Source organism: Gordonia sp. KTR9 (assembly GCF_000143885.2).
GTDB lineage: Bacteria > Actinomycetota > Actinomycetes > Mycobacteriales > Mycobacteriaceae > Gordonia.
Window position 1 is genome coordinate 542452 of sequence record NC_018581.1, and the last position, 13489, is coordinate 555940.

Consider the following 13489-nt stretch of genomic DNA (forward strand, 5'->3'; position numbering starts at 1 on the left):
CAGGGGGTGGGTCGCTCTTTCGGATGAGGGAGCAGGGGGTGGGTCGGTCAGGCCCGCAGTACCCCGACCAGATGCACTCCGAGACCGATGACCGGGCCGACGACGAGGGCGAGACAGGTCCGGGTCGCGACGTCGAACGGCAGCAGCAACACGGCCACGGCCACGAGGGTCGACACCCACCATCCGGCCGCGTACCAGCGGTGGGAGCCGGCGGCGATCGCTGCGGCGCCGGTCACCGTCAGCAGTGCCAGGCAGGTCGCCCCCAGTGTCAGCAGCGCCACGACCAGCCCGTCGAGATCGAAATCGGCGCCGAACACCGACCTCAGCAACCACGGACCCACCAGCCACGCGCCGAGGACCCCCACGCCGCCGACGGCCGCGACTATCCCGAGTGGCGCACCGAGGGCGGCGAGGCGACGATCCCGGCGGTCGACGAATCGGGAGATCAGAACGCCCTGGAAGCTGTTGAGCGGCACCAGCAGTGGTGCGCGCGTGAGGGTGACGGCGAGGACCAGCGCGCCGATCGTCCGGGTCTCGTCGGCGTCGGGCCCGCCGTGCAGATCGGTGGTCAGGTTGATGAGGACCGGAAAACCCATGACGAGTACGGCGCTCGCGGCGGCCGCGGCCATCGCGGTCAGGGTGTTGGCCGCCAGACGCCGCGGCGGGATGTCGCCGGCGACGCCGATCGCGCGGCGGGCCGACGCCGACGTCGCAAGCAACACGCACCACGACACCGATCCGATGACGGTGACGACGAGGAACGCGGTGGTGCCCCAGCCGGCCGCCACCGCGATCCCGGCACCGGCGAGCCGGATCAGCGCATCGACCGACAGCAACGCCGCGAACGACGACCAGTTCAGCCGTCCCGACAACGCGCCGCACAAGTGCGCATACACCGCGAAGCTCGCCACGCCGACGGCGAGCAGCAGCACCGACAATCCGCGATCGTCGGTGAACACTCGCGTGCTCCACAGCGGTGACGTCGCGATGACGAGAACGGCCAGGCCCAGTCCGATGCCCGTGTTCACCAGCAGCGGCCGCGACCGGGCGCGCCCCTCCGACTCGGCGGTCCGGACCGCGCGCGTCGTCTCCTGCAGCTGCCCGTTCTGCGCGCCGGTCACCAGACCATAGGCGGCCCAGAACACCGCGAACACGCCATAACCGACGGCACCCAGGTGGCGGGCCGCCAGCAGCAGGACGATGTACCCCGACGCGGCCGCGACGACGGTCGCGATCGTGACCCGACCCAGCGACGCCGCATCGGTGGCACCGGGCGGGCCCGCGGGCCCCGCCTGAGGACCCGGCGTCGTCGGATCGGTTGTCATCGAACGAGTCAGGAAGGACCGGGGAATGGCGGCAGTTCGGGAGTGAACAGCCACTCGTCCCAGAGCCCCTTGAGCGGCTTCGACGAATGGGTCGCGGCGAGCGCCATGAAGTCCTCGGTGGTCACCGACCCGTAGCGGTACTTGTCGGTCCACCGTTGCAGCAGTGCGAAGAAGTCCCCGTCACCGATGGTCAGCCGCAAGGCGTGCAGGGTGAGTGCGCCGCGCTTGTAGATCCAGTCGTCGAACATCTTGCGCGGGCCCGGATCGGCGAGTGGCACACGCACCGGCGACGATTCGAGTTTCTGGTAGTAGTGGCGCGCCCACTCGTCGGCGCTTCGGCCGCCGGAGTGCTGGCTCCACAGCCACTCCGCGTAACAGGCGAAACCCTCGTGGAGCCAGATGTCTCGCCATCGGGCCGCGGTCACCGAGTTGCCGAACCACTGATGTGCCAGTTCGTGGGCGATCAGCCGCTCCGCGTGCCGGCTGCCGTCACAGTGGTTGGCGCCGAAGGTGGAGAAACTCTGTGCCTCGATGGGGATTTCGAGGTCGTCGTCGGTCACCACGACGGTGTACCGGGGGAATGGGTATGGTCCGAACATCTCGACGAACGCCGAGACCATCTCGGTCTGTCGGCCGAAGTCGACGCCGAAGTTCTCCTCGAGCCGCGCGGGAATGAGACCCGCGACCGGAATCGGCTTGGACGCCAACGAAATCTGTTTGTACTGACCGATCTGGATCGACGCCAGGTAGGTGGGCATCGGCTCCACCTGCTCGTAGACCCAGGTGGTGTGTGCGGCGCGGACACGCTTGGACTCCAGGACGCCGTTCGCCAGAGCGTGGTAGGGGCTGTCGGTGGTGATCGAGATCCGGTATGGCGCCTTGGCGCTCGGGTGGTCGTCGCACGGGAACCACGACGCCGCCCCGTTGGGCTGGTTCGCGCAGAGCGCGCCGTCGGTCAGTTCCTCCCAGCCGACCTCGCCCCAAGGACCGCGGATCGGGTGAGGGCTGCCGTGGTAGCGGACCGTGATGGTCATGGCACCACCCGGGGGGAGGGGGCTGTCCGGGGTGATGGTCAGCTTGTGGCGGCGGTGGGAATAGCGGGCGCGCTTGTCGTTGACCGACACCCGCTGCACCGAGAGCGAGCCGGCCAGATCGAGGGTGAATCTCTTGAGCTCGGCGTACGACGTCGCGGTCAGGACCGCGGTGCCCTCAAGCCGATTGCTCGCCACCTTGTACTCGAGCTCCAGGTCGTATCGGGAGATCCGGTAACCGAGATTGCCGTTGTCGGGCAGGTACGGGTCGAGGACGTCGGCGGGTGCTCCCAGCACGGGTTGCCCGGAGTTGCCTCGCGAACCCAGCCCAAACTTTCCCGGCACTCTCGACTCCTACTCCGTTCTGCCCCGGCGGGCCGACGTGCGGTGGTGCGCCTCGACGGGTCGCGTCGACGACGCGCTGCGACCGGTCACGAAGCGGTTGCGGTTGGGTGGTGATGTCTCGATTCGGCAGTTCACCCGCGACGGGGCGATGCTGTCCCGGACACTGAGAGAGTACCTGGCGGCGGCACAGCCGGCCCGCCCGATCGATTCGAGGAGTGCGGAATGAGCGGATTCGGTAGTGTGGCGCAGTTTCTCGCGCGCCTGATACTCGGCATCATCTTCATCGCCCACGGCTGGCAGAAGCTGTTCACGCAAGGCATGGACGCCACCAAGACGGCTTTCGGCCCCGGCGGGATGGACGTGCCGTACCCGGAGCTGGCGGCGTACTACGCCACCTGGGTCGAGCTGATCGGCGGCATCCTGCTGATCCTCGGGCTGCTGTTGCCGATCGTCGCGACCCTGCTGATCGCGGACATGATCGGCGCGATCGTGTTCGTGCACTGGGACGCCGGGTTCTGGAACATGGACGGCGGTTACGAGTGGCCGCTCGCACTGATCGCGGGGCTGCTGGCGGTCGGCTACACCTCGGCCGGCCGGATGGGTGCCGACAGCTACATCATGCGACGACGACGCCGCGACGTCGTCTGAGGCGAAGGCTTCGACTCGGCTCCTCGCTGCGCTCGTCGCCGGCTCAGCCGGCAGGAGAACGACGACGCCGCGACGTCGTCTGACGCCTCAGGCGAAGGCCAGGCCGTCGATGGTGGCCGTACTCGTCGAGACCGCACCGGTGTCGGCGAGGGCGGCCACCAGGCGTGCGATCGTCTTGCGTTCCTCGTCGGCGTGCCGGAGACCGACGCCGTCGATGAGCCCGGGTGAGAGCAGGGCGAGGGGATCGGTGTCGTGCCGGTGGATCACCGCCGCGCCGAGGAGACGCTGCGCCTGTCCGGGGTCGGAATCCCAGAGCGCGTCGGCGGTGAGCAGATACAGCCGCACGGCCGGTGGATAGTCGTGGAGGTGCACGAGCGCCCAGGCCCAGTGTTTCGCGACATCGACCGTGTCGGACCCGGCCCGGCCGTGTGTGCGCACGTACTTGCCGTGCAACTCGCGACACAGGTGGCTCGCGTCGGACCACAGCATGAGATGCGACATACACCGGACGCAGTCGTGCAGGTTGGACAGGTACATCACCGAATACGGTCCCTCGCGGCGCGACCTGATCTCGCGGAGCACGGAGAACTCGGCCAGCGCGTGGTCGTATTCACCGGCCGAGAGCAGCGCCTGGGCCTCGGCCTCCATTTCCTCGATCACCCTCGACATTGTCGCCGATCCCGTACCCCGGCATCGGCGATTCGGCCGAAAGGGGCCGACCCCGGCCCGGTGACGACCCGCCGCGTCTCACTGCCCGGGGTCGTCCTGGCGCGACTTCCGGCGGACTGGCATCGTGGCAAGGATGAAGGACGACATCGGTAGTACCCCGGAGGGCTCGGACGGCGAGTACAGCCTGGACGAGGACGATCAGCTCCAGCCGGAGGACACTCTGGTCGACCGCGGCGTCGACGACGTCCTCGACGAGGGGTACTCGCCTCCCGACCGTGTGCCCAAGGGTGCCGTCCACGGGCTGACGTCACGCGAGCAGGCCGAGGGCGAGACGCTCGACGAGCGACTGGCCGAGGAGGAGCCCGACGTCGGGGCGGTCGACCCGCTCGATGAGATCACCGCCGAGGAGCGTTCCCGGACCGATTGGCGCGCACACGATTCCGACCGGGACGACGAGTTCGAGGAGGATGACGAGGTCGGGGACCGGCGTGCCGGTCGACTGATCGCGCCGGATGCCGGGTCGGGAATCGACACCGAGTCCGAGGCGTTCGCCGAGGACGCCGGGATCGACGGCGCCGGCGCCTCTGCCGAAGAGGCTGCCGTGCACTACATCTCCGACACCCCGGACTGATCGGCCGGATCAGGCCTCGTCGGCCCGGTCGGTCGACGGCACCCCTTCCATCACCTGAGCCAGCGCGTCGACGATCGTCGCGCGGATGGCGTCGGCCGTGAGTCCCAGCCCGGTCATCACGTCGGCCAGTGCCGGGTCGGCGAAGAATCCGAGCAGGAGATGCTCGGTGCCGATGTAGTTGTGCCCGAGGTCGAGGGCTACACCGACGGTGGCCTCCAGAACGGCCTTGGCCGCATCGTCGTAAGGCACCACGCTGGTCGCCTCGTCGTCGGCGATCTCGCGCGTCGCGGGGATCAGCGGGGCGACGGCGGTGCGCCATGCGTCGATGCCGACGCCCAGCTCCTGCAGGACGACGAACACGAGGGACTTCGGTTCGGCGGTCAGGGACTGTGCGAAGTGTGCCGGGGTCACGTGCTCGGCCCGGTCGGCGGCGGCGGCCGCGTTCGCGGTCATCAGCACGTTCGCCGCGCGCGGGGTGAAGCGCGAGAACGGGTTGTCCGCCGCTGCCGCCTCGTTCCCGCTCACCGGCGACACGCGATCGACGAAGCGTTTCTGGGCGGCTTGCTTGCTCACGCCCATGCTGGCGCCGATCGCGGTCCACGACGCCCCGGAACGACGGGCCTGGTCGACGAAGTGCCCGATGAGACTGTCTGCGACGTCTCCCAGGTGCTGCGCCGCGACCACGGCGTCGGACAACTGGTCCAGGGGGTCGGGATGGACCTTGCGGATCGCACTGATGAGGTCGTCGAGGCGGAGTGGGATCGGGCTCTGTGTCATGCGTCAACCGTAGGTTGACGAACACGCGTCGTCAACCCCGTGTTGACGACTTGTCCGGGTGATTAGGGCCGCGTTCGTTGACAGAGACGGCGCGCGTCATGACGATGGATGCGGAGATCGGTGAAGTCGTCGTCGGTCACTCCAGTCCTTGCCACGGGAGGTCATATCCAGTGAGCATCACCGAACCGTCGGTTCGTCCCCAGTCCGCAGCCGCCCAGTCCGCGGCCACCCCGTCCGCGACGTCCCGGTCCGGAGAAGTCGCCGAGGTCCCGTCGCCCAGCGGCGTCGTCACCGACGTCGCGCGACGCTTCCTCGATGTCCGGACCCTGACAGACACGCTGGCCGAACGGCTTTCGCCGGAGGACCAGACGCCCCAGTCGATGACCGAGGCCAGCCCGGCGAAATGGCATCGCGCACACGTCACCTGGTTCTTCGAGGAGTTCATCCTGCGGCAGGACCCCGCCTACACCGTCTACGACGAGACCTTTCGGTACCTGTTCAACAGTTACTACGAGGCAGTGGGAGAACGGCATCCACGACCGGATCGCGGCCTGGTCACCCGGCCGGGCGTCCGCGACGTGACCCGCTATCGCGAGCACGTCGACGCCGCGATGGTGGACCGCCTCGAACGCGGCACTCTCGACGACGCCGCTCTCGAACTGGTCGAACTGGGCTGCAATCACGAGCAGCAGCACCAGGAACTGCTGCTCATGGACATCAAGCACCTGTTCTCCACGCATGCGTTCGGCCCGGTATACGTCGACCGCGAACCCGACGAACCGGGCATCGCAAAGCCGTTGGGCTGGCGGCAGTTCGACGGCGGCGTCGTCGAGGTCGGCGCGCTGGGCAGCGGGTTCTCCTATGACAACGAGGGGCCCCGGCACCGGGTCTACCTCGAGGACTTCGAGATCGCCGACCGGGTGGTGACCAACGCCGACTGGCTGGAGTTCATGGCCGACGACGGCTACCGCCGCGCCGAGTTCTGGCTGTCCGACGGGTGGGCGACGATTCGTGAGACCGGTTGGGAGGCGCCCGGATACTGGCGCGACGAGACCGGTGCCCGGTCGGTGGACCCCGCGGACTGGACGACGTACACCCTGTCGGGTCGCCGGCGCATCGTGCCGGACGAGCCCGTCCTGCATGTCTCCTTCTACGAGGCCGACGCCTTTGCGCGCTGGGCCGGTGCCCGTCTGCCCACGGAATTCGAGTGGGAGATCGCCGCGGGCTCACTGGGTGCCGAACGCGGTGCACTGCTCGATCCCGGCCGATGTCATCCCGGACGCGCCGGATCGGCGATGATCGGTGATGTATGGGAATGGACGGCGAGCGCGTACCTGCCCTATCCCGGCTTCGTTCCCGCCAACGGTGCGGTGGGTGAGTACAACGGGAAGTTCATGTCCGATCAGCACGTGCTCCGCGGGGCGAGCGCGGTGACCCCCGCTGGACACGAACGGCTGACGTATCGCAACTTCTTCCCGGCGGAGTCGCGCTGGGTCTTCTCGGGACTACGGCTGGCCCGATGAGCCTCGACAGCGACACCCCGGTGGAGACCGCCACCGAGGGCCTTGCCGCAGACGCACTCTCGGGGCTGTGGCAGCAGCCGCCGGTCCTGCCGACCAAGTGGCTCTACGACGAACGCGGCAGCAAGCTGTTCGACGAGATCACGCGGTTGCCCGAGTACTATCCGACGCGCCGCGAAACCGCGATCCTGCGGGCACGGTCGGCCGAGATCGCCTCGACCACCCGAGCCGAGGTGATCGTCGAACTCGGGTCGGGCACGTCGACGAAGACGCGTCTGCTGCTCGACGCGTTCGTGGACGCGGCCGCCGACGGCGAGCGTCCGACGTACGTGCCCGTCGACGTCAGCACCGAGATGCTCACGGCGACAGCCGATGTCCTCGCGGTCGATTACCCCGGGATCGACGTGGTGCCCGTGGTCGCCGATTTCACCGAACCCGACCTGGATCTGCCGCCCGCCGACGGGCCCCGCCTGGCGGTGTTCCTCGGCGGCACCATCGGCAACTTCGATCCAGCCGCGCGGGCGGAGTTCTATCGCGCCATGGTCGGCTCGCTCTCGCCGGGCGACTACTTCCTCCTGGGCACCGATCTCGTCAAGGACACCGGCCGACTCGTCGCCGCCTACGACGACAGCGCCGGTGTCACCGCGGATTTCAACCGGAACATGATCGAGGTACTTCGCGCCGGCCTCGACGCGCGCGGACTGTACACCGACGATTTCGAGCACATCGCCCGCTGGAATCCGGGCGAGCACCGTATCGAGATGTGGTTACGCGCCCGACGCGACGTCGACGCGTACTTCGGCGTCCTGGGCCGGTCGTGGCGGGTGCCCGCGGGAACCGAGATCCACACCGAGATCAGCACCAAGTTCGAACCCGAGGCGCTCGCATCCGAACTCGAGTCGGCCGGACTGACTGTCGTGTCCGCGTGGACCGATCCCGCAGGCGACTTCCAACTCACCCTGACCCGACGCTGAGCAGTTCGCGCACGCGCGGGATGACCTGGGTGCCATAGAGCTCGATGCTGCGCATGAGTTCGGCGTGGCCGAGCGTGCCGTGGGAGTACTTCAAGTCGAACCGGCTGAGGCCGAGTGCCCGCACGGTGGAGGCGATCTTGGCCGCCACCGTCTCGGGGGACCCGACGTAGAGCGAGCCACCCGGTCCGGTCGACCGCTCGAACTCGATGCGAGTCGGCGGGGGCCATCCGCGTTCGCGGCCGATCCGCCCGACGTACTCGCGGTAGTGCGGCCACAACTCCTCGCGTGCCTGGGCGTCGGTGTCGGCGACATGGCCCGGCGAGTGCACGCCGACGGGCAGGGGGGACTTGTCCATCTCCCGCAGGGCGCGGTGGTAGAGATCGACGTATGGCTGGAACCGCAGCGGGTCGCCGCCGATGATCGCCAGCATGAGCGGTAGGCCGTACGACGCGGCGCGGACCACCGACTCGGGGCTGCCGCCGACCGCGATCCAGGTCGGCAGGGGCGGGTTCTCGAGTTCGGGGTAGACGGTCTGGGCCTGCAGGGGGCCGCGCGTGGAACCCGACCAGGACACCGGCCGGCCGGTGCGGAGTTCGGCGAACAGGGCGAGCTTGTCGCTGAACAACTCCTCGTAGTCGGCGAGGTCGTATCCGAACAGTGGGAAGGACTCGGTGAACGACCCACGGCCGAGTATCACCTCCGCTCGTCCGGAGGACAGCGCGTCGACGGTCGAGAATCGCTGGAACACCCGGATCGGATCGTCGGAACTGAGCACGGTGACCGCCGAACCGAGCCGCATCCGTGTGGTGCGTGCCGCGATGGCGCCCAGCACGACCTCGGGAGCCGACACCGCGTAGTCGTCGCGATGATGCTCACCGACACCGAGGAAGTCAACGCCCACCTCGTCGGCGAGAACACCCTGCTCGAGAAGGTCCCGCAGTGTCCGGGCGCCCGAGCGGAGCGCGCCGTCGGGTTCGGCGGTGATGTCGCCGAACGTGTCGAGCCCGAGCTCGACGTCGGTGACTGCAGCGTGAGATTCCATGTCGCCCTTCGTGAGTATGTGGTTCTGCGGGTGAGACCGGGGATTCGGCGCCCGCGAGGGTCCGTTCACACCATTTCACGGACATCTTTCATGTTCGTCGAGGTGGCGGGCATCACGCTGTGCGATGCTCTTATCGGCAACCTGCTCAGCGGAAACAAGATTCTTCTAGACAAGGGAGACACCCCGATGTGGGATTCATTCTGGGACTTCATCTGGTACACGATCGTCATCTTCGCCTTCGTCGCGTACCTGATCGTCCTGTGGCACATCATCAGCGACCTGTTCCGGGACAAGGCGGCGTCGGGTTGGCAGAAGGCGGCATGGGTGGTCTTGTTGATCATCTTCCCGTACATCACCGCGATCGTGTACCTGCTGGCCAAGGGCAAGGGAATGGCCGAGCGTCAGCGTGAGGCCTACAGCGAGGCGAAGCAGGCCTCCGACGAGTACATCAGGTCCGTTGCCGGCGCCACGCCGACCCAGCAGATCGCCGACGCGAAGAACCTGCTCGACTCCGGTGCGATCACACCCCAGGAGTTCGAGCACTTGAAGAGCAAGGCTCTCGGCACAGCGGTCTGAGTCCTTCTGAGATGACGTGACGGGCGGCGGCGTTGCAGACGCCGTCGCCCGTTCTCTTCCCTTTTCGGTGTTCGCTTTCCGGGCGGCGTCGGCCACCGACGTCGCAGCGTCGTCGAGGTTCACCGACATCTGCCGATCCGTCGATCGAGGAGCGCCCATGGGTTCGGTCATCAGAGAACTGTTGCCGCGGGCGGTGGTGAACCGACGATGCTGGACCTGATCCCGGAGAATCAGCGACGCACCGTCGACGAACTCGACGACCGGCTCGATCTGTCCAGCGGAGACGTACGGGCCAAACAGTCTGCCTTCTGGCTCATGCTGTTCCTGTCGAGTGTCATCGCGGCCGCCGGAGTCGCCTCGGACTCGACCGCGACGGTGATCGGCGCGATGATCGTCGCTCCGCTGGCCACCCCGATCCTGGGCGTCGGCCTCGGAGTGGTCACGGGTCGTGGGCGGCTCGCGCTGACAAGCCTTCTGTATGTGGGCGCGGGGATGGTGATGGTGATCGTCATCGGCATCGTTGTCGCTCAAATCTTGCCGAATCCATCCACGGTGCTGGCGAACTCGCAGGTGGTCGGGCGGACGTCGCCGACCCTGATGGATCTTCTCGCTGCTCTGGCCACCGGCTTGGTCGGCTCGATCGCGGTGACCCGCCGTGATCTGGGCGATGTGCTACCCGGTGTGGCCATCGCGATCTCACTCGTGCCGCCGCTGGCGGTCACCGGGGTGTGCTTCGGCTCGGGTGCCCCGTCACTCGCGATCGGCGCGTTCATCCTGTTCGCCTCCAACATGATCGCGATGATCATCACCTGCACGGTCGTGCTGGTGTTCGCCAGGTATCACGACGTGGCGGACGTGGGGCGTCGTCGACGACGGCGAGCGTATGTGGTGCTCTCGGCCGCGTTCGTCCTCGTCACCGTGCCGATGGTCCTCAACTCCCTGTCGGCGGTGTGGGTCCGGCAGGTCCACGACGCCACGGAGCAGTGGCTCGCGGACACCCCGGGCGCCGAGGTGTCCGGGGTGACTTGGCACGGAGGCACGGCGACCATCTCCGTGCTCGGTCCCGAGAAGCTGCCGCCTCTGTCCGAACTCGAAGAATCCGTGCACGATCTGCTGCCCTGGGAGTCCGACATCGTGGTCATCCACGACGTCGGTGAGCGACTGGACGGCTAGGACGGCCTCTGGTCCTCCGACCGGACGCCCAGTCGCCACAACGGATTGACCGGGCCGTGGCCGGCGCCCAGCGGATAGGCGGCCGCCAGGCAGCGGGTCACCCAACTCTTGGCGAAGGCGACCGACTCGGGGACCGGAAGACCGTGTGCGAGTGCGCACGCGATCGCCGCAGCAAGGGTGTCGCCGGCGCCGTGGTCGTGTGGGGTGTCGATGCGCTCGTGGCTGAGCTCGATGAACTCCTCGCCGTCGTAGAGCAGATCCGGTGACTGATCCGACGCGCGCAGGTGTCCGCCCTTCACCAGCGCCCAGCGCGGCCCGAGATCGAGCAGCGCCCGGGCCGCATCGCGCTGGGAAGCCGCATCGGTGACCTCGATCCCGGTGATCAACCGGACCTCGTCCAGATTCGGTGTCACCACGGTGGCGAGAGGGAACAGGTTGTGACGCAACGTGTCGAGTGCCGAGTCGGCGAGCAACTGGTTGCCGTGCATGGATGCGCACACCGGGTCGACCACCAGCGGGACGGATGAGTCCCGACCGATGCCGCTCCGGCCACACTGCTCGACGATGGCCTCGATGATCGGCGCCGACGCGAGCATCCCGGTCTTCGCCGCGGCGACTCCGATGTCACCGACCACGGAGTCGATCTGCGCCGCCACGGTCTGTGGGGTGATCTCCTCGAATCCGGTGACGCCCAGCGAGTTCTGAACCGTCACCGCGGTCACCGCGACGCACCCGTGCACCCCGAGCAGGGCGAAGGTGCGCATGTCGGCCTGAATCCCCGCACCCCCACCCGAATCCGAACCGGCGATGGTCAGGACCCGAGTCGGAACAGACCCGGGCGGGCCGATCGGGAGCCCGACGAAGGCCTGCTCGTCGACTGTGCGCTGATTTCCGTCGACCGTGCGTCGATTCTCGTCGACTGTGCGTCGTCCTGCGTTGACTGTGCCCATCAGGCGCCCCCTGCGGTCTCGAGCGGTAGATACACGCGGCTCCCGGCCTCGGCGAACTCCGCCGACTTCGCCGCCATGCCCTCCGCGATCGTGCGGTCGATGTCCTCGGTGGTCACGAGACCGTGCTCCTCGGCGTAGGCGCGGACATCCGCCGAGATCCGCATCGAGCAGAACTTGGGGCCGCACATGGAACAGAAGTGGGCCGTCTTGGCCGGCTCGGCGGGCAGTGTCTCGTCGTGGAAGGCGCGGGCGGTGTCGGGATCGAGGGCGAGGTTGAACTGGTCGTTCCAGCGGAATTCGAAGCGCGCCTTGCTGAGTGCGTCGTCGCGTTCCTGCGCCCGCGGGTGCCCCTTGGCGAGGTCGGCGGAGTGCGCGGCGATCTTGTATGTGATCACGCCGACCTTGACGTCGTCGCGGTCCGGGAGGCCGGAGATGCTCTTTCGGTGTCACGTAGCAGAGCATCGCGGTGCCGGCCTGGGCGATCATCGCCGCACCGATCGCCGAGGTGATGTGGTCGTATGCGGGTGCGATGTCGGTGGCGAGGGGCCCCAGAGTGTAGAACGGCGCCTCCTCGCACAGCTCTTCCTCGAGGCGTACGTTCTCCGCGATCTTGTGCATGGGGACGTGCCCTGGTCCCTCGATCATGACCTGCACGCCATGGGATTTGGCGATCGTGGTCAGCTCGCCGAGGGTGCGGAGCTCGGCGAACTGCGCCTCGTCGTTGGCGTCGGCGATCGATCCCGGGCGTAGGCCGTCGCCGAGCGAGAACGTGATGTCGTAGCGGCGGAAGATCTCGCACAGCTCGTCGAAGTGGGTGTACAGGAACGACTCCCGGTGATGCGCCAGGCACCAGGCGGCCATGATCGAACCACCGCGGGAGACGATTCCGGTCACCCGCTCAGCGGTGAGCGGGACGTGGCGCAGCAGGACTCCGGCATGGACCGTCATGTAGTCGACGCCCTGCTCGGCCTGCTCGATCACGGTGTCGCGGTACAGCTCCCACGTGAGCGAGGCGGGATCGCCGTTGACCTTCTCGAGCGCCTGATAGACGGGTACCGTCCCGACGGGGACGGGCGAGTTGCGAATGATCCACTCTCGGGTGGTGTGGATGTCGGCGCCGGTCGAGAGGTCCATGATCGTGTCGGCGCCCCAGCGGGTCGCCCACACCATCTTCTCGACCTCGTCGGAAATCGAGCTGCGGACCGCCGAATTGCCGATGTTCGCATTGACTTTCACCGCGAAGCGCTTCCCGATGATCATCGGCTCGGACTCGGGATGACGATGGTTCGCCGGGATCACCGCCCGTCCGATCGCCACCTCGGAACGGACCAGTTCGGCGTCGACGCCCTCCCGGGCGGCGATGAACCGCATCTCGTCGGTGACGATCCCGGCGCGCGCCCAGGCCAGCTGGGTGCTCGCGCCGTCGATCGGCTCGGGCCGGTGCCAGCTGTCGCGGGTGGGTGCGAGGCCCTGCTCGACGTCGATGCGCGCCGACCGGTCGGTGTACGGGCCCGAGGTGTCGTAGACGTCCAGATGCTCGCCGTTGGTGAGGTGGATGCGACGCTGCGGTACACGCAGGTCGTGGACCGAGAGATAGTGCTTGGTGCTGCCCTCGATGGGACCGAGGGTCAGGAACCCGGAGTCGGCGGGTGCGCTGTCGGTGCGCGTGGCGGATACACGTGTGCCCATGGCGGTTCTCCCTACGCCGGCATTACCCGGACAGGTTCGAGCGGTCGGCGACCGCCCGTCGCCATCTCAGCCCTCGGTGATCGTGAGAGCCCCCGCGGTGTGTAGTTGTCGTGCGCCCGTCACCATACCTCGACTCGCC

General features: G+C 67.9%; 12 protein-coding genes, 1 pseudogene and 1 riboswitch. Of the genes and pseudogenes, 6 read left to right on the forward strand and 7 right to left on the reverse strand.

The features are described 5' to 3' along the window. Positions 1-47: 47 nt before the first annotated feature. Positions 48-1325 carry a lipopolysaccharide biosynthesis protein gene (locus tag KTR9_RS03230; protein WP_044505757.1) on the reverse strand — a complete coding sequence of 426 codons (1278 nt, stop codon included), beginning with the start codon at positions 1323-1325 and terminating at the stop codon, positions 48-50. A gap of 8 nt (positions 1326-1333) precedes the next feature. Further along, entirely contained in the window at positions 1334-2701 is a 1368-nt protein-coding gene (locus KTR9_RS03235) for a M1 family metallopeptidase (protein ID WP_014925191.1), read from the reverse strand. Between the two features lie 222 nt (positions 2702-2923). Between KTR9_RS03235 and KTR9_RS03245 the strand changes: the two genes are divergently transcribed. Further along, positions 2924-3349 (forward strand): DoxX family protein, encoded by a 426-nt coding sequence (locus KTR9_RS03245; protein ID WP_010844821.1) that lies wholly within the window; start codon positions 2924-2926, stop codon positions 3347-3349. Between the two features lie 87 nt (positions 3350-3436). On the opposite strand, the gene KTR9_RS03250 is transcribed toward KTR9_RS03245, so the two are convergent. Further along, positions 3437-4018, reverse strand: a complete 582-nt coding sequence (locus tag KTR9_RS03250; protein WP_014925192.1) for a hypothetical protein — start codon at positions 4016-4018, stop codon at positions 3437-3439. Between the two features lie 133 nt (positions 4019-4151). On the opposite strand from KTR9_RS03250, the gene KTR9_RS03255 reads away from it, so the two are divergent. Next, on the forward strand, positions 4152-4649 hold the full coding sequence (locus KTR9_RS03255; protein WP_014925193.1) for a DUF5709 domain-containing protein: 498 nt from the start codon (positions 4152-4154) through the stop codon (positions 4647-4649). Positions 4650-4658: 9 nt separating this feature from the next. On the opposite strand, the gene KTR9_RS03260 is transcribed toward KTR9_RS03255, so the two are convergent. Then, complete coding sequence (locus KTR9_RS03260) at positions 4659-5426, reverse strand: Clp protease N-terminal domain-containing protein (protein WP_044505763.1); 768 nt, start codon at positions 5424-5426, stop codon at positions 4659-4661. A gap of 170 nt (positions 5427-5596) precedes the next feature. Here KTR9_RS03260 and egtB point away from each other — a divergent pair, with 170 nt between their 5' ends. Both egtB and egtD read left to right on the forward strand, forming a co-directional pair. After that, complete coding sequence (gene egtB, locus KTR9_RS03265) at positions 5597-6949, forward strand: ergothioneine biosynthesis protein EgtB (RefSeq protein WP_044505765.1); 1353 nt, start codon at positions 5597-5599, stop codon at positions 6947-6949. Further along, complete coding sequence (gene egtD, locus KTR9_RS03270; protein ID WP_014925196.1) at positions 6946-7920, forward strand: L-histidine N(alpha)-methyltransferase; 975 nt, start codon at positions 6946-6948, stop codon at positions 7918-7920. The genes egtB and egtD overlap by 4 nt, the downstream gene beginning before the upstream one ends. Here egtD and KTR9_RS03275 read toward each other — a convergent pair. Next, entirely contained in the window at positions 7901-8962 is a 1062-nt protein-coding gene (locus KTR9_RS03275) for an LLM class flavin-dependent oxidoreductase (RefSeq protein ID WP_010844827.1), read from the reverse strand. The two genes, egtD and KTR9_RS03275, sit on opposite strands and share 20 nt — an antisense overlap. Positions 8963-9148: 186 nt before the next feature. On the opposite strand from KTR9_RS03275, the gene KTR9_RS03280 reads away from it, so the two are divergent. Both KTR9_RS03280 and KTR9_RS03285 read left to right on the forward strand, forming a co-directional pair. Further along, the gene (locus KTR9_RS03280; RefSeq protein ID WP_014925197.1) at positions 9149-9538 is read left to right on the forward strand and encodes an SHOCT domain-containing protein; all 390 of its coding nucleotides are present in this window, start codon (positions 9149-9151) and stop codon (positions 9536-9538) included. 207 nt (positions 9539-9745) lie between these two features. Further along, positions 9746-10711, forward strand: a complete 966-nt coding sequence (locus KTR9_RS03285) for a TIGR00341 family protein (RefSeq protein ID WP_014925198.1) — start codon at positions 9746-9748, stop codon at positions 10709-10711. Here the strand turns inward: KTR9_RS03285 and thiD are convergent. Beyond that, positions 10708-11661, reverse strand: a complete 954-nt coding sequence (gene thiD, locus KTR9_RS03290; RefSeq protein ID WP_044505767.1) for a bifunctional hydroxymethylpyrimidine kinase/phosphomethylpyrimidine kinase — start codon at positions 11659-11661, stop codon at positions 10708-10710. The two genes, KTR9_RS03285 and thiD, sit on opposite strands and share 4 nt — an antisense overlap. Beyond that, positions 11661-13350: pseudogene (gene thiC / locus KTR9_RS03295) on the reverse strand (phosphomethylpyrimidine synthase ThiC). The gene thiD and the pseudogene thiC overlap by 1 nt, the downstream one beginning before the upstream one ends. A gap of 7 nt (positions 13351-13357) precedes the next feature. Further along, positions 13358-13447: riboswitch (TPP riboswitch) on the reverse strand. Between the last annotated feature and the right edge of the window lie 42 nt (positions 13448-13489).

Bases quoted from the DNA above. Each gene is read 5' to 3' on its own strand.
- KTR9_RS03275 (WP_010844827.1), bottom strand. From the start codon at position 8,962: ATGGAATCTCACGCTGCAGTCACCGACGTCGAGCTCGGGCTCGACACG.
- KTR9_RS03230 (WP_044505757.1), bottom strand. From the start codon at position 1,325: ATGACAACCGATCCGACGACGCCGGGTCCTCAGGCGGGGCCCGCGGGC.
- egtD (WP_014925196.1), top strand. From the start codon at position 6,946: ATGAGCCTCGACAGCGACACCCCGGTGGAGACCGCCACCGAGGGCCTT.
- KTR9_RS03250 (WP_014925192.1), bottom strand. From the start codon at position 4,018: ATGTCGAGGGTGATCGAGGAAATGGAGGCCGAGGCCCAGGCGCTGCTC.
- KTR9_RS03260 (WP_044505763.1), bottom strand. From the start codon at position 5,426: ATGACACAGAGCCCGATCCCACTCCGCCTCGACGACCTCATCAGTGCG.
- KTR9_RS03285 (WP_014925198.1), top strand. From the start codon at position 9,746: ATGCTGGACCTGATCCCGGAGAATCAGCGACGCACCGTCGACGAACTC.
- thiD (WP_044505767.1), bottom strand. From the start codon at position 11,661: ATGGGCACAGTCAACGCAGGACGACGCACAGTCGACGAGAATCGACGC.
- KTR9_RS03280 (WP_014925197.1), top strand. From the start codon at position 9,149: ATGTGGGATTCATTCTGGGACTTCATCTGGTACACGATCGTCATCTTC.
- KTR9_RS03245 (WP_010844821.1), top strand. From the start codon at position 2,924: ATGAGCGGATTCGGTAGTGTGGCGCAGTTTCTCGCGCGCCTGATACTC.
- KTR9_RS03255 (WP_014925193.1), top strand. From the start codon at position 4,152: ATGAAGGACGACATCGGTAGTACCCCGGAGGGCTCGGACGGCGAGTAC.